The 16,568-nt window shown below is 47.1% G+C and carries 15 protein-coding genes; 6 read left to right on the top strand and 9 right to left on the bottom strand.

The features are described 5' to 3' along the window. Positions 1–150: 150 nt before the first annotated feature. Positions 151–1,305, top strand: coding sequence for a M24 family metallopeptidase (locus ACN0QW_RS07965; RefSeq protein WP_417430341.1), 1,155 nt, complete (start codon positions 151–153; stop codon positions 1,303–1,305). A 66-nt stretch (positions 1,306–1,371) separates the two neighbouring features. Here ACN0QW_RS07965 and ACN0QW_RS07970 read toward each other — a convergent pair whose 3' ends face one another. Further along, complete coding sequence (locus tag ACN0QW_RS07970) at positions 1,372–2,163, bottom strand: RNA methyltransferase (protein WP_417430343.1); 792 nt, start codon at positions 2,161–2,163, stop codon at positions 1,372–1,374. 49 nt (positions 2,164–2,212) lie between these two features. Beyond that, entirely contained in the window at positions 2,213–3,826 is a 1,614-nt protein-coding gene (gene cimA / locus ACN0QW_RS07975; protein WP_417430345.1) for a citramalate synthase, read from the bottom strand. A gap of 225 nt (positions 3,827–4,051) precedes the next feature. Between cimA and ACN0QW_RS07980 the strand changes: the two genes are divergently transcribed. After that, positions 4,052–4,309, top strand: coding sequence for a DUF805 domain-containing protein (locus tag ACN0QW_RS07980; protein ID WP_417430347.1), 258 nt, complete (start codon positions 4,052–4,054; stop codon positions 4,307–4,309). A gap of 68 nt (positions 4,310–4,377) precedes the next feature. Next, positions 4,378–5,028, top strand: a complete 651-nt coding sequence (locus ACN0QW_RS07985) for a LysE family translocator (protein WP_417430349.1) — start codon at positions 4,378–4,380, stop codon at positions 5,026–5,028. Positions 5,029–5,131: 103 nt separating this feature from the next. Here ACN0QW_RS07985 and yghX read toward each other — a convergent pair whose 3' ends face one another. Further along, the gene (yghX, locus tag ACN0QW_RS07990) at positions 5,132–6,019 is read right to left on the bottom strand and encodes a YghX family hydrolase (protein WP_417430351.1); all 888 of its coding nucleotides are present in this window, start codon (positions 6,017–6,019) and stop codon (positions 5,132–5,134) included. Between the two features lie 389 nt (positions 6,020–6,408). On the opposite strand from yghX, the gene ACN0QW_RS07995 reads away from it, so the two are divergent. After that, a complete protein-coding gene (locus ACN0QW_RS07995; RefSeq protein ID WP_417430353.1) occupies positions 6,409–6,897 on the top strand; it encodes a hypothetical protein in 489 nt (162 codons plus the stop codon). 5 nt (positions 6,898–6,902) lie between these two features. Continuing rightward, complete coding sequence (locus ACN0QW_RS08000; protein ID WP_417430355.1) at positions 6,903–7,514, top strand: ferric reductase-like transmembrane domain-containing protein; 612 nt, start codon at positions 6,903–6,905, stop codon at positions 7,512–7,514. Between the two features lie 179 nt (positions 7,515–7,693). On the opposite strand, the gene cysS is transcribed toward ACN0QW_RS08000, so the two are convergent. The 3 genes from cysS to ACN0QW_RS08015 form a co-directional block, all read right to left on the bottom strand. Continuing rightward, a complete protein-coding gene (gene cysS / locus ACN0QW_RS08005) occupies positions 7,694–9,079 on the bottom strand; it encodes a cysteine--tRNA ligase (RefSeq protein WP_417430357.1) in 1,386 nt (461 codons plus the stop codon). A gap of 135 nt (positions 9,080–9,214) precedes the next feature. Beyond that, positions 9,215–10,546, bottom strand: a complete 1,332-nt coding sequence (gene gltX / locus ACN0QW_RS08010) for a glutamate--tRNA ligase (protein WP_417430359.1) — start codon at positions 10,544–10,546, stop codon at positions 9,215–9,217. Between the two features lie 20 nt (positions 10,547–10,566). Then, positions 10,567–12,282: an NAD+ synthase gene (locus tag ACN0QW_RS08015; RefSeq protein ID WP_417430361.1), complete on the bottom strand. Its 1,716-nt coding sequence runs from the start codon at positions 12,280–12,282 to the stop codon at positions 10,567–10,569. Between the two features lie 250 nt (positions 12,283–12,532). On the opposite strand from ACN0QW_RS08015, the gene ACN0QW_RS08020 reads away from it, so the two are divergent. Continuing rightward, positions 12,533–13,312, top strand: a complete 780-nt coding sequence (locus ACN0QW_RS08020) for an SDR family oxidoreductase (protein ID WP_417430363.1) — start codon at positions 12,533–12,535, stop codon at positions 13,310–13,312. 104 nt (positions 13,313–13,416) lie between these two features. On the opposite strand, the gene ACN0QW_RS08025 is transcribed toward ACN0QW_RS08020, so the two are convergent. Genes ACN0QW_RS08025 through ACN0QW_RS08035 form a run of 3 tightly spaced genes read right to left on the bottom strand, consistent with a single transcriptional unit; the run spans position 13,417 to position 16,456 of the window. After that, positions 13,417–13,848 carry a SufE family protein gene (locus ACN0QW_RS08025; protein WP_417430365.1) on the bottom strand — a complete coding sequence of 144 codons (432 nt, stop codon included), beginning with the start codon at positions 13,846–13,848 and terminating at the stop codon, positions 13,417–13,419. A 10-nt stretch (positions 13,849–13,858) separates the two neighbouring features. Then, positions 13,859–15,043 (bottom strand): nicotinate phosphoribosyltransferase, encoded by a 1,185-nt coding sequence (locus ACN0QW_RS08030; RefSeq protein WP_417430367.1) that lies wholly within the window; start codon positions 15,041–15,043, stop codon positions 13,859–13,861. Between the two features lie 27 nt (positions 15,044–15,070). Beyond that, complete coding sequence (locus ACN0QW_RS08035) at positions 15,071–16,456, bottom strand: class II 3-deoxy-7-phosphoheptulonate synthase (protein ID WP_417430369.1); 1,386 nt, start codon at positions 16,454–16,456, stop codon at positions 15,071–15,073. Positions 16,457–16,568 lie beyond the last annotated feature (112 nt).

Below are 16,568 nucleotides of genomic sequence, written 5' to 3' on the forward strand. Positions count from 1 at the left end.
CACTTTCCCGGGAATGCAGGCGCGACTATACGGATACACTTCCAAAAGTCAAACCTATTTCCCGCTGTACAGATTGAAAAGCCTGCGTAAGATGCCTTTTATATCTTTCTTGCAGGTCAGCAGAAATACCCATTTTACGAGGTTAAGCCAATGGCAATCCACTTTTCCGAAGAGGAACTGGCCCAACGCCGCCAAAACACTATTAATGAAATGGTAAAAAGAAACTTAGACGGAATGCTAATTTTCCGTCAAGAATCAATGTTTTACCTAACCGGATACGATACTTTCGGTTACGTTTTCTTTCAGTGTCTTTACCTTGGCTCCGATGGAACAATGACTTTGCTGACTCGATCGGCAGATCTACGGCAAGCCAAACATACATCGATTATTGACGATGTGAGGATATGGGTTGATGGCCCCGATGCGACACCTGAATTGGAACTCCGGAAGATTCTGGATGAGCATGGCGGAAAGGATAAAACCTTTGGAGTCGAACTTGAGGCCTACGGATTAACAGCCCGAAACGGACGCCGTCTTTATGCTGCACTGGAATGTTTTTGTCGTCTTGAAGATGCCTCTGATCTCGTAAGCCAACTCAGGGTCATCAAAAGTCCTGCAGAGCTGGGATATGTGCGCAAAGCTGCTGAACTTGCTGATAATGCACTCCGCGAAGCAAATGAGCTTTGCGTGCCCGGAGCATTTGAAGGCGACATTCTCGCCGCCATGCAAGGGGCCGTCTTCAAAGGCGGCGGCGATTATTCAGGTAATGAGTTTATCATTGGATCAGGCCAAGATGCCCTTCTATGTCGATATTTCACAGGCCGTCGTCACCTTGATTCTGAGGACCAAATTACACTGGAATGGGCCGGCGCCTATCGTCACTATCACGCGGCGATGATGCGTACCATTGTAGTTGGCACACCGTCGGTCCGTCAGATTGAAATGCACAAGGTCGCGACAGATGCCATGGCAGCTTGTATGGACGCCCTAAAACCCGGCGCAGCCGTCGGTGATGTGTTTGATGCCTACGCACGAGTTGCGGATGAAGCAGGTATGCAGAAACATCGACTTAACGCTACTGGATACAGCCTCGGAACCACTTTTGCACCGAACTGGATGGATTGGCCAATGTTCTACCATGGTAATCCTGTAGAAGTGCAGGAAAATATGGTCTTCTTCCTTCACATGATCCTGATAGATAGCGATAACAACACCGCCATGTGCCCCGGCCAGACAGTTGTCGTTACAAAAAATGGCTGTGAGAATCTTTCCAAAATGCCGCTTGATTTGATTTCGAACGGATAGGACAAAAAGGATGTGAGGATTGAAACTTAACAATTTCTCTTCATCCTTCCTTCACAATAGAAAGAGCTATTTCTTTGGCTTTTGCACTCTTGGACCAAGCTGCAATGTCTTCACCACACCGTGCAGTGTATTGACTTCCTGGTCCGTTAAATGAGCCCGTTGAAAAATATTCCGTAAATTACGCACCATGTTTGGACGTTTTTCCGGCGGCCAGAGGAACCCGGATTCATCTAAGGCTGCCTCAAGACGTTTGTAAAAATTCAACAACTCGTCTTTAGTCGCAAGCGGAGAACTACCAAGCAAAAGTTCTTCATCCGGGACGTCAACACCCTGCTGAAACCATTCATACGCGATCAACAAGACAGCTTGTGCCAAGTTCAACGAAGAAAACTTGGGGTTCAACGGAACCGAGATAACAGTATCAGCCAAAACAACATCATCATTATGCAGACCAGCCTTTTCCGGCCCGAAGAGAACACCAACCTTCTGACCAGATTGATCAAAAGCACGCATTTCTTTGGCCGCATAATGTGGAACCGCTACAGGTTTTGTCATGTCCCGGGTCCGGGCCGTCGTTGCATAGACTTTATGTAAATCGGCAACCGCCTCTTCTGTCGTCTCGAAAATTTTCGCTTTTTCAAGCACCTCAATCGCGCCCGCGGCCGATGCTTCCGCCGCAGGGTTCGGCCAACCATCTCTGGGTTTGACAAGACGCAGTTCGGTAAGACCGTTATTCAACATGGCACGAGTGACCATGCCAATGTTTTCGCCAAGCTGGGGTTTTACCAGAATAATGACTGGGCCGCCTGTTTTTGAAGTGTGAGCCAAATTTTCTTGAGTGGAATCAGTACCGGCCACCGTGTTCTCCGTTCTCGAAATCAAACCTTAGATAGAATGCTTTTCGGGATTAAATGCTTTTGGCTTTTTCATGAAAGAGCTTCCATGTAATACCGTCATTAATGGCGTTATACGATGCATCGATAATATTTGGCGACACCCCAACCGTCGTCCACCTACGCCCCGTACTATCACCGGATTCAATCATCACACGGGTCACCGCTCGCGTTCCATCCTGTGGCGTTAGAATGCGCACTTTATAATCAAGAAGAACCATATCTTCAAGTTCCGGATAAAATGGCAACAGAGCTTTGCGTAAAGCACAATCCAAAGCGTTCACAGGACCATTCCCTGTCGAAACTTCCATTATCTCCTTATCGCCAACCTCCAAACGAACAGTGGCTTCTGATTCCGTCACAAGATTATGAGTGGCATCCCAGCGTCGATCATCCATGACCCGAAAGCGCGAAAGAGAGAAATACTTTGGCACCTCACCAAATGCACGTCTTGCCAAAAGCTCAAAACTGGCCTCGGCACCATCATAGGAATAACCTTCATATTCCCGATCTTTCACCCGCTGCAGCAAAGTCGTCATCTTGCCGTTATCCTGAACATCTAAATTGATATTCATATCACGGAACATGGCCAAGACGTTCGAGCGACCGGCCTGATCTGAAACAACTATATGACGGTGATTACCAACATCCTCAGGGCTTATGTGCTCATAGGTCTTAGGGTCTTTCTCCACAGCCGAAACATGCAATCCCCCTTTGTGGGTAAAGGCAGATTGCCCGACATAGGCAGCATTGCTGGAAGATGCTCGGTTTAGGCGCTCATCCAGCATATGAGAAACAGAGGTCAAGCGCCGTAACTGTTCGTCACTTACACCAATATCATAAGATGTTTTGAGCTTTAAGGATGGAATCAACGAGACAAGATTTGCATTGCCACACCGCTCGCCCAATCCATTAAGCGTGCCCTGAATTTGACGGGCGCCAGCCTCAACCGCTGCCAGTGAATTAGCAACTGCGTTTTCTGTATCATTATGACAGTGGATTCCAAGGTATGTACCTGGAATTTTATCTGTCACCTCACTCACGATTTGACGAATTTCTTGGGGTAACGTACCGCCATTGGTATCACAGAGAACTATCCAGCGCGCACCTGCATCATAAGCGGATAACAAACAGTCCATAGCAAACTTCGGATTGGCCTTATAACCGTCAAAAAAATGCTCTGCATCGAACATCGTTTCGCTTTTACGTGCTTTCAGAAAGGCAATGGACTCACCAATCATGTCGATGTTTTCTGTTTTTGGAATATCAAGTGCGACATCAACATGGAAATCCCACGTCTTGCCAACAATGCAAACAGCATCCGCAGCTGAATTAACCAACGGCGCAAGTCCGGGATCGTTTTCAGCCGAGCGCCCAGGGCGACGTGTCATACCAAAGGCAACAAACTGAGCTGTTTTCAGGTCAGGGCGCTCATTAAAAAACTCGTTATCCGTCGGATTAGCTCCAGGCCACCCCCCCTCAACATAATCAACGCCAATCGTATCCAACCCCATGGCAATAGCAATTTTATCAGCAACAGAGAAATCGACCCCCTGTGTTTGCTGACCATCACGCAATGTGGAATCAAATAGAAATACACGGTTTTCGTTTGGGGTTCCTGACGACATTTTATTACAAGTTTCTTTGTGAAATTGATTTATACCTGCTTTTGAGCATACAGATACGAAAAGGTCAATGTTCCAGCCATAATTCATATACTCATTAATGTCCCACCGATTACCGGGAGGTTTCACAGTTACGTCACAACTAACCAAGATAAAAACAATAGAATCACAACTATAATAATGTTATACAAGCGCCCAACTTAAGGCGTTCTTGAGTTCGTTTCTTTTTTGTACAATGAATCTGGGGAAAGCCTTTTTAGCGGTATTTTTTCACTCCTTGCCCTCATTCCTTCAATATTAATCCTAATCAAGCGTTGGCATGATAGAGATAAAAGCGGCTGGTGGACCCTTATTATTTTTGTCCCAATCATCGGCTCTTTTTGGGTTCTCATTGAATGCGGCTTCTTGAGAGGGACAGCAGGTCCAAATCGTTTTGGCGCTTCACGGTTTCCGGAAGAACAGAATATCAACGAAGTTTTTGAATAAAGCTTTTCATTGATCATAAAGCCCGTAGGATAAAACAAATCCTACGGGCTTTTTTTTGAGTATTAAGCATGCCACAGCTTCTTCCTGATTTATCGTTACTGATCCCCTTCATTCTTGCGGGGGTTGCGTTGAACTTAACTCCGGGTGTTGATATGGCCTATGTCCTTGCCAAGACAACACATCAGGGTAAGAAAGCCGGATTGCTTGCTGCATTGGGTATTAGTCTAGGATCAATGGTACATGCCACAGCCTCCGCCCTTGGGATTTCGACTCTTCTAGCTGCATCTGAAACTGCTTTTCTGACACTCAAAATTGCTGGCGCGATCTATCTTTTTTATATCGCCTACAAAATTTTGACGGCACCATCACAAAATCATAGAGAAAACGAAAAACAATTAATCTCAATAAAATCAAAAAACGGACGTATTATCCTAGAAGGTGCCACAACCAACCTTTTAAATCCCAAGATTGGCCTGTTCATGCTCGCCTTTCTACCCCAGTTCATTGATGCTGCACCGCAGGACGTCGTGTGGCAAACACTCGCCTTGGGGCTTCTTTTTAATATCAACGGCTACATAGTTTTCGTTGTTCTCATCACATTGACTTCTTTAGCCGCAGCAAAGATTAAAGCAAGCAAACGTATAAAGACATTATTACGCGGGATCACAGCGACTATTCTAGGCGGGATGGCAATACGAATAGCCTTTACCAATAACTAAGATTTTTCATAGAGAAACAGGGCTGAGAACCCCAGACCTGTTTGCTTTTTATCCTTACCTAAAACAAGATAAGTTTCTTTGGTGACATGACGGAACCAAAAGCTTACGCGAGATGCTTGCGAAAATGCGCAAGTGTTCGCTCCCAAGACAAATCAGCCATCGCTTCATCAAAACGCGGCGTGCTGTCGTTATGAAAGCCATGGTTGGCACCCTCGTAGATATAAGCCTCAAATTCTTTACCATTGGCTTTAAGCGCTGCTTCATAGTCAGGCCAGCCCGCATTCACCCGCTCGTCGAGTTCTCCGTAGTGTAGTAGTAATGGCGCTTGAATTTTTGGCACATCTTCAGCGCTCGCTTGTCGGCCATAGTATGGGACAGATGCTTTCAGTTCAGGATAAGCGACCGCTGCCGCATTGGCCACGCCACCGCCGTAACAGAACCCGGTTATACCGACGTTTCCTGTAGAACCTTCGTGGGCCATCATAAATTCAATAGCTGCGAAAAAGTCGTTCATTAGTTTTTCAGAATTAACCGTGCGTTGCAGCTCGCGCCCCTCAGCATCATTGCCGGGATAGCCACCAACCGACGTAAGACCATCAGGTGAAATTGCCATAAATCCAGCCTTTGCAAGCCGCCGGGCAACATCTTCAATGTATGGGTTAAGACCACGATTTTCATGCACAACGACAACGGCAGGTAGCTTGCCCTCAACACCTAAAGGACGCACCAGATAGCCCCGTACTTCACCATGTCCGTTAGGTGATGGGTACATGATGTATTCGGGTATGATATCTGGATCGTTAAAAGAGACCTGTTCCGCCAAGGCATAGTTCGGTGACATCAAGCCCAAAATAGTGGTTGCTGTCATGCCAGCAACAGTAAACTTTGCTGCCCTCGTAAGAAACTGTCGTTTCGTGATCATACCGTGCGCATAAAAATCGTAAAGTTCCAACAACTTTGGGTCAAAATCTTTAGCTGTTAGTCGGGTCATTATTAGTGCCTCCCTTGTAGGTTACGACTCAATTCAATACGGACCAGCCCTGAACTGTTGCAGTACACTATGATTAACTATTTCCGATAACTATCGCCGATACAAAGGAGCCGTTTATCACTCCAAAGCACCATTTACCAACATCCGCCTTGCAGTATAGCTCTTTTACACCTCACGCAGATATACTCTAAACCTTGCGTATAATAACATGCTTAAAGCCTCAAATATTATCGTGTGGATCTGCAATAAGCAACGTCTTGGCTGTGACCAAACCGCCATATCACGCAACTGTGTCCATTGTTTATCCTGCCTTTGAGGTTCTCTCCGTGAAAATAATCGAACAAAGTGTTATTATTAACTTGGATTTTTCATAGTTTGAAAGAAGCCACATGACAGATACTCTCATCACTCGTCGTACCGTCATTGCATCAGTTAGCGCAGCTTTGATTATCGGCGTATCTCACCCTCTTTTACCAGCTCACGCACAAGGACTTTTGCCAACACCTACAATGCGTGGCGGGTCCAACAACTACCTTCCCGGTGCAGCCATCGTAGACAAGATCGGTGGGGGTGGCTTTTGGATGACAGGAACTGTACGCCGCGCCGGGGATGGAAAGCCTCTTGCTGGTCAACGTATTCAAATATGGGCACATACGACCGAGGGGCACGAACGCGATCCCCAAAGCCATGGCGCTACGTTGACAAATGCTGACGGCGCTTTCCGACTTGAGATGCCACAGATTGTTCCCGCTTTCGGTCAACCGCACGGTCACCTTGTCTATGATGGTGATGAATATAAAACCGTCTTCCTTCGGCCTGTCATGCAAAGCGTCAACGATACGAGCCTTAATGTAGAATTCGTACTTCAACCAGCCTAATCAAAGTGAAGCTTAAAAAGAAGACCTGGATTAATACAGGTTTAATTTGGTTAATCCTTGCTATAGTCATCATTGTTCCCGTTGTTGCCGCACTGCGGAGTCCGCTGCTCGCGTGGCGTGATCCAATATATATTGTCGCCGGATTAGCTGGCATTATTGCGATGGTACTCTTATTCATTCAACCTGTACTCGCAGGTGGATATTTACGTGGGCTAAGCCGATTAAAAAGTCGCCGGGTTCATCGTGTTATCGGGAGAATACTGGTCATGATGATCCTGATCCATGTCATCGGTTTATGGATCACAAGCCCCCCTGATGTAATCGATGCACTCCTTTTTGCCTCACCGACGCCATTTTCCTTTTGGGGCGTCATTGCGATGTGGGCCTTATTTGCCTCTGCTCTTACAGTTTTATTGCGTCATCGCCTGCGCATTAATCCACGCATGTGGCGGTTCATTCATACGGGCTTCGCGGTCGTGATTGTTCCGAGCAGCGTTATACATGCGTTTCTAATCATCGGCACAATGGAAGTAATATCAAAACGCATATTATGTGGGTTCATTATCACGATTACTGCGAAAGTGATCATTGATTGGTGGCGGTTGCCTAAACGATAGATCACAGCACGACGACATTAACAGGTCATAATTTCACGCAATTAGTGGCGCCCAAATCAAAGGCCAGAAAGCTATTATTCCGAAGCTTACTCAACAAAATGAAAACTGAAAGTATCTCAAAATGAAAAGGGGCTAAGTCAAAACCTAGCCCCTAATCTAAATTCTTGCATAATCAAATTTTATTTACGACGCCAAGTCGTGCCCGTTGGGCTATCAAGCAACTCGATACCTTGAGCGGCGAGATCATCCCTTATTTTATCAGCACTGGCAAAATCTTTTGATTTCTTGGCTTCGATACGTTCTGCAATCAAAGCCTCAATATCCTGTTCATCATCACCCTCGCCTTTGAACCAGACTTCGGGGTCAGATTGGAGAATACCAAGCAAATACCCACCAGCCAGAAGCTGACCCTTTAAGCGACCAAGAGCTTTTCTATGACTTTTACGGTCCGTCCCGGTTTTGTTTAACTCAGTTGTAATCTCATGAAGGACAGATAATGCCAACGGCGTATTGAGGTCATCTTGTAACGCTTCAAGGAAAGCATCAGAAGCTTCTTCTGTTGAGGCTTCAATCTTTTCAACAGCCTGTAAAGCCCCGTAGAAACGATCAAGTTGAACTTTAAACTCAGCAACCTTTTCACGGGTGATATCCAATGGCTGGCGGTAGTGACCAGACAACAGTGTCAACCGCAAAGCCTCACCATTCAAACCTTCGTCCAAAAGCTGACGCACGGTAAAGAAATTGCCAAGAGACTTGGACATTTTTTCGCCATTCACCACCACATAACCATTATGCATCCAGTAGTTCACATAAGGTTTTTCATTGCAGCATTTTGACTGTGCAATCTCATTCTCGTGATGTGGGAAGGTCAAATCTAAACCACCCCCGTGTACGTCAAAGGTCTCGCCTAAATGAACCCGTGACATAGCAGAACATTCGATATGCCAGCCCGGTCGGCCTTTGCCCCAAGGGCTTTCCCAACCCGGTTGCTCATCATTGCTCGGCTTCCAAAGCACAAAATCAGCCGGATCTTTTTTATAGGGTGCAACCTCAACACGAGCGCCGGCAATCATATCTTCGCGGTTACGTCCAGATAACTCTCCATAATCCGCCATGGACTTTACTGAAAACAAAACATGCCCTTCTGCTTCATAAGCATGTCCTTTTTCAATCAGCTTCGCGCTCATATCAATCATTTCCTGAATGTGATCTGTCGCTCGAGGCTCTATGTCTGGCGGAAGCGCACCGAGTGCGGCCATATCATCATGATAAGCCTGCGTTGTACGCTTGGTAATACTTTCAATTGGCTCACCCGATTTTAGGGATGCTTCGATAATCTTGTCTTCAACATCTGTGATGTTACGGACATAGGTCACATGTTCCGCGCCGTATACATAACGCAGAAGACGAGCAAAGGTATCAAAGACGACAACAGGGCGGGCATTACCAACATGTGCCAAATCATAAACGGTCGGTCCACAGACATACATGCGCACATTTTTAGGATCGATTGGCTCGAAATCCTGCTTTTCACGCGCAAGAGTATTGTGGACTTTAATCGTCATTGTCTTTTCCCGAAATCTAGGGGTTGAGTAAAGTGATTGTATTAAAGAAAGAGGTTCATTTTAAACCTCTTTCTTGGATATACGCCAATAATTTTAATTCATAGCAACTTAGAGAGCGCTATGATGGCTAACATATTAAGCAGTTCGGCCTTTGAGACGTGCTTCTGCACGTTCCCGACCAATAACAGGCAGAAGCTGAGCCAACTCTGGGCCATGTTGCTGACCGGTCAAGGCTTTACGCAGCGGCATAAAGAGTTGTTTGCCCTTACGACCCGTTTCATCTTTCAAAACAGTGGTCAAAGCTTTCCATGTCCCCTGATCCCAATCTCCTTCTGGTAGTTTTTCTGCTGCCAGAGCTAGGAATTCGGCATCTTCACCTGCAATATCCGGCGTTACCGCGCCCCGACAGATATCAAACCAGGATTGCGTATCAGATAATTTTTCTAGATTTGGACGCACAACTTCCCAAAGCTCTTCATCAAACCCATCCTGTAAGCGGGATTTGATCGATGCAAAGTCTGCGTCGTGTAGAACTTTAGCATTCAAATGGCCAAGTTCAACAGGATCAAAGCGCGGTGTCGCACGGCCAAAGCGTGAAATATCAAACAGCTCGGTCAAAGCCGCTGGTGTCTGTCGTACTTCAATCGGGTCAGGCGTCCCAAGACGTGCCAAGTAGCTATTCAAGGCCATTGGCTCCAGACCCTCTTCTTCACGAAGAGACCCAAGACTTAAACTACCAAGGCGTTTTGACAGACCAGAACCGTCTGCACCAACCATAAGCGAGATATGCGCAAATTCCGGCACTTTACCACCGAGGGCTTCAAACAACTGAACCTGAACGGCAGTGTTAGATACATGGTCTTCACCACGCAACACATGCGTCACGTCCAGTTCAATATCATCGACACAGGATGTCAGCGTATACAAAGGACGACCGTCTTCTCTGATAAGCACAGGATCGGTCAGGTGTTGACCTTCAAAATGCACGTCGCCGCGCACAAGATCGGTCCAGTCGATATCCTTGTGCTCTAGCTTGAAACGCCAATGAGCCTGACGCCCTTCAGCTTCGTACTTGGCAATATCTTCAGGCGTCAACTTCAGAGCTTCGCGATCATAGATCGGTGGACGACCAGCCTGTAAGGCAATCTTCCGCTTTAGACCAAGTTCATCAGAGGTTTCATAACAGGGGTAAAGACGACCATCCGCTTTTAGCTTCTCCGATGCGAGTTCATAACGATCCATACGGTGGGACTGAACAGCAAATTCATCCCACTCAAGGCCCAACCATTTCAGATCGGTTTGAATGGATTGTGCGTATTCTTCGGTTGAACGTTCAGTATCGGTATCATCCAGACGAAGCAAAAAGCTTCCACCTGCTTTTTTGGCCATAAGCCAGTTCAATACCGCAATACGGGCGTTTCCGGCATGTAATCGACCCGTTGGGCTAGGAGCAAAGCGTACTTTCATGAACTCGTCTTTATCTCTAATTATCTGTTTGTAAGACCACGAAATGCATTCGTAATCGGATAGCGTCGATCGCGGGCAAGGTCACGAATTGTTACACGAACACCCGGCGCAGATTGACGTCGTTTATATTCAGCAAGGTCTAACATACGCCAGACCCGACGAACAGTGCTCTCGTCATATCCTCGTGCCAGAATATCTACAAGGGGTAATTCCTCTTCGATAAGGCATTCCAGAATACCATCCAGAACATCATACTCCGGCAAACTATCCTGATCCGTTTGATCTGGTTTTAATTCGGCAGAAGGTGGTTTGGTGATAATTCTATCCGGCATCACCGCACCATCTGGCCCAAGAACATCAGCTGGTTTGTTTTCATTTCGCCAGCGAGAAAGGGCAAAAACCTTGGTTTTATATACATCTTTCAAGGCGTTATAACCACCACACATATCGCCATAAAGCGTTGCGTAGCCAACCGACATTTCAGATTTGTTACCCGTAGACAGCACCATATAGCCCAACTTGTTGGAAATAGCCATCAGTGTTAAGCCACGCGATCTCGCCTGAATATTTTCTTCTGTTGTATCCGCTTCGGTACCTGCCATCACTGGAGCCAACATTTCTTCGAATGCCTTCATGGCCGGGCCAATAGAAATAGAATCGTATTTTACCCCCAGCAGTTCGGTGGCAAGCCTTGCATCTTCTAGGCTTTCTTGGGATGTATAGGGCGAGGGCATCATCACACAACGCACGCGTTCTGGACCAATCGCATCCACTGCAATTGCGGCAGAAAGCGCGGAATCAATTCCCCCTGACATGCCAATGACAATACCGGGGAAACGATTTTTCCGGATATAATCACGGACACCGATTACCAAGGCACGATAAATGGCTGCAAGTTCTTCTTCGGGTGCGACGGTCTGTGCTGGCTGACACTCCCATTCACCATCCGTATTCTTCAACCACTCTGTCACCATGAAGTGCTCATCGAACACGGGAGCCTGTGCCTTGAGACTGCAATCCGCGTTCAGAACAAAAGAACCACCGTCAAATACAATGTCATCTTGCCCCCCAACCATGTTCAGATAGGCCAGCGGCAATTCACATTCCTTGATCCGTTCTATGGCTAAAAGCTGACGTATATCTGTTTTTCCGGCGTTGAACTGAGACCCATTGATCCCGATCAACATTTCCGCGCCAGCTTCAGCAAGCGTTTCGCAAACATCAGCATCCCACATATCTTCGCAGATAAAGACACCTATGCGGACACCACGGAAAGAAAACGGCCCTGTCAAAGCACCCTGTTTAAAAACACGCTTTTCATCAAAAACACTATAATCACAGAGGAAATGCTTCCCCTTCCAGCCAACAAGGTTTCCGCCATCCAACAGAACAGCAGCATTGTAGATTTCTGACCCCGTTGTCGTGAAGGCTTTCTTGAAAGGGTTTTCCTGTAGCTTTACATCCGGCATTGGCGCCCCAACCAGTATCCCCGGACCACCATCAGCTGTATCAGCCATAAGGCTCCGCAGTTCGGCCTGAGCTTCCAGCAATAGTTCTGGCTTGAGAACCAGATCTTCTGGCGGATAGCCCACCAGACTTAACTCCGGCGTAACCAGCAAGTCCGCCCCGGCATCAGCAGCTTTCTTACGGGCAGCACGAATAAGATCAGCGTTCCCACGGATATCGCCGACTGTCGGGTTCATTTGCGCAAAGGCTATAATCAGTTTTTCGCTCATGTCAGCTTATTACCTCTATACAGGTACGGCGGCAAGGATAAGAGGCAGTACTTACCCTAGAAATCTACATATACTCATATTGAGTATATGTAGATTTCTTTCTGCCAAAAAACAAGTGTAATTTGATATGGCGAAAATAATGTACGCACAGCCAATCATTAGAGCTTGCAGGATGGTCCGAGAAGCACAAAATTGATGGCAAGAAATTCGCCCATGAATTCCTATCTTTTATAAATCAGGGAGATACAGAATGGATCTAGATATTGCAGGCCGCAAAGCCATTATCTGCGCATCGTCCAAAGGGCTTGGGAAAGCCTGTGCTATGGAACTCGCAAACGAAGGTGTTGAAGTCGTTATTAACGGAAGAACACCAGAGTCGCTGGAAACAACAGCTGAAGAAATTCGCAAAGCGACAGGAACAGCCGTAACAGCTGTTGCCTGTGATGTCACAACTGCCGAGGGGCGCGCTCTCTTACTTGCCGCATGCCCTAATCCTGATATTTTGGTAAACAATGCCGGTGGCCCACCACCAGGTAACTTCCGCGATTGGGACAGCGATGAGTGGCACAAAGCTCTAGAAGCCAATATGGTCACTCCTATTTTGCTTACCAAAGCAGTTATTGACGGGATGATCGAGCGTAAATTCGGACGCGTCGTGAACATCACTTCTGGCGCCGTAAAAGCACCTATCTCTATCTTGGGGCTATCCAACGGTGCGCGGTCTGGCTTAACCGGTTTTGTGGCTGGTCTTGCCCGGGAAGTCGCCGCAAATAACGTTACAGTTAACAATTTATTGCCTGGACCGTTTGAAACAGATCGTCTGACCGCGACACTGGAAGGTGCTGCGAAAAAGAACGGCACAACGCTTGAGGAAGAATGGGCCAAACGCCAGTCATCAAACCCAAGCAAGCGCTTTGGTAAACCTGATGAGTTCGGCGCTGCATGCGCATTCCTGTGCAGCACACGTGCAGGCTTTATTACCGGACAAAACTGGCTACTCGATGGTGGTTCTTATCCCGGAACTTTCTAGTCCGACCCAATACCCCCGTATTATAAAGTCACAAAAAAAAGCTCGCAGAAAGTTTCTGCGAGCCTTTATACTTTTGAAGGCATTTTACAAGCCCGCTACTGATCTCAACAATAGCTTTCGGCAGTAGCCTGAATACGCTTTACCATGGCATGCAAACCATTGGCACGGTTCGGACTAAGATGCTGAGAGAATTCAAGTCGAGCAAGAATATCATCAATATCAATCGCCTTGATTTCCTGGGCAGTCTTATTTGAAAAGATCATCAGAAGAACAGCAACAAGCCCGCGGACAATATGGGCATCACTATCAGCAATAAAGCTCAAACGCGGCGGCGTGCTTTCATCCACATTACACACAAGCCACACTTGACTCGTACACCCTTGAACACGGGAAGATTCTGTCTTGAGAGCATCGTCCATAGCCGGAAGCTTTCGCCCCATCTCGATGATATAACGATATCGTTCTTCCCAATCATCTAGGAATTCAAAACTATCGATAAGATCTGCAATAGATGTATCTGTGACTGTTTCAGTCATTGTGACTTATTTACTTTCTAATCAGGAACTCTCGTCCCACCTTAACACGGGGAACGTTGTCATATTCTACGATATCAGCCGTCGCATAGGTTTCAGACCAACGATTAGGCAGGTAACTTCCTGTACCAACGACATTAAGCGGTGCTTCCGCCTCGGCCATTAAGCGACACTTTGCCGGACTGAAACCGGATGAAGCAACAATTTTGACTTTGGAAAAACCTTCCTTATCCAAAGCTTCGCGCATCGTCCAAATCGCAGCGGCGGATACACCAGGTCCAACCAGATAACGAAGTTCTTCTTCGTTACGATAGCCACGGATTGCCCGTGGCACATTACGTTCTAGCACCGCATAAGAACTCGGAGGATCAAGTGTCTCGACAAATCGGCTTCCCGCCGTATCCAAACGTACAGACAACAGACCTTCAGCCGCACGTTTTGGAAAGCGGCGACATACCGTCAGTGCATCTGTAATCTCACGAGCAAAATAATCAACGAGAACAGTCATAGGATCGCCCGGAAAAGTTTCATCGAACATTTCCGCAGCTTTCAACGTCGACCCAGCATAGCCAATCAGAGCATGCGGCATTGTGCCCATACCGCTATCTTGTCCAAAGAAGTGCGCCGTTGCATCCGTCGCATTACCAATGAAACCAATTGCTCCGTTTTTACGCTTGGCCCGATCTGCGCCAACAGAAGCAGCATAGGCCATAATTTCAGCCATGTCGGTTCCGGCACAATGGCGCGCATCCATTGCAAGGAAAGCAACGGAATGAAGATCTGAACACATCGTAAAGGCATTGTATGCAGCCACACAGGCAGGCCCAAGGCGCTGTAACAGCAAGGTCTCAAGATCTACCAGATGTACCAGAGATCCAGTCAGATACATTATCGGTTCACCCGCACCGACCCATCGTCCTTCGGCGTAACGGAGATCTATTTCAAGATCAAAGTTACGTTTTTCTGCCATCTCTTCCAGCCACTTGATGACAAGACCCGGCGCGGACACGACAGGACGCCGCATAAAGATGGCATAGGTCACCTTTTGATCACCAAACTTTTCAACAACCTTTTTACTTCTATTAAAATAATGGTCGGTCCAAGCCGTGATGTCTTTATCTTCAACAGGCCAGAGGGAGGATCGCTCCTCCCTCTGGTGTTTGTTCTGTTGACGTTTTTCGTGTGTACTGTCAGGCATAAAGCTTACCCGTTAATCGTCAGAACCTTAAGACGCCTGTGCAACAGGTGAAGAGGAACGGTTTTCACGCTCTTCTTTCAACTGTTCCGCAATCAGGAAGGCCAATTCCAAGGATTGGCTGGCATTCAAACGCGGATCACAATAGGTGTGGTAACGTGCGGAAAGATCTTCATCTTTAATCGCCTGCGCTCCACCGATGCACTCGGTCACGTCCTTACCTGTCATTTCGAAGTGAACACCACCTGCATAGGTGCCTTCAGCTTTATGAACTGCAAAGAAGTTACGAACCTCGGCTAGGACACGATCAAACGGACGTGTTTTGTATCCGCTAGAAGACTTGATGGTATTGCCATGCATAGGATCACATGACCAAACCACTTTCTTGCCTTCACGCTCAACAGCACGGATCAGTGCCGGAAGATGCTCTTCAACTTTGTCGTGGCCCATACGAACGATCAAGGTCAGACGCCCAGCATCATTTTTCGGATTCAGGCGGTCAATAAGTTTCAGCAGGTCATCCGGATTGGATGTCGGACCACACTTCATACCGATTGGGTTATGGATACCACGCATAAATTCGACATGCGCCTCGTCCAGATGTCTTGTACGGTCACCAATCCACAGCATGTGTGCGGAACAGTCGTACCAATCACCAGTCAGACTATCTACGCGGGTCAGGGATTCTTCATAATTAAGAAGAAGGGCTTCATGACTGGTGTAGAAATCAGTTTCGCTCAACTGCGGAACCTTGTCTTCGGTCAAACCACAGGCTTCCATAAAACCAATGGCTTCATCGATACGCTGAGCCAAGGCTTCGTAGCGATCTGATTGCGCAGAGTTACGAACGAAATCATGGTTCCAGTCGTGAACCTTACGAAGGTTGGCATAACCACCCTGTGCAAAAGCCCGCAACAGGTTCAACGTCGAAGCTGATTGGTGGTAAGCTTTTACCAAACGTTCCGGATCGGGAATGCGTTCTTCAGGGGTAAAACCGATACCATTAATGATATCACCACGATAGCTTGGCAGCTCCACACCATCGATTGTTTCTGTTCCCGCTGAACGTGGCTTAGCGAATTGTCCCGCCATACGGCCAACTTTAACAACAGGGCAAGCTGCCCCAAAGGTCAAAGCCACAGCCATTTGCAGCATTACTTTAAAAGTATCGCGGATATTGTCAGGATGGAACTCGGCAAATGCCTCTGCACAATCGCCGCCCTGTAACAGGAAGGCGCGGCCTTCGGCCACTTCACCAAGTTGCTTACGTAGTCTGCGTGCCTCGCCTGCAAAAACCAGTGGCGGTTGGCCCGCCAAGGTTTTTTCCACGGAATCTACAACAGCAGAATCCGGGTATTCGGGCACTTGCCGAATATCCTTGGCGCGCCAGGAATTAGGTGTCCATTTCGCGCTCATTTACAATACCTCTAAATTACACAATATAATTTCACGTTTGACAGTTTTAATCGTCTTTTCTGTCCTTTACCAGCATAAAGCCTTACTTATCTTATATATTCATCAAAAACAC

The organism is Kiloniella sp. (genome assembly GCF_048259265.1).
GTDB lineage: Bacteria > Pseudomonadota > Alphaproteobacteria > Kiloniellales > Kiloniellaceae > Kiloniella.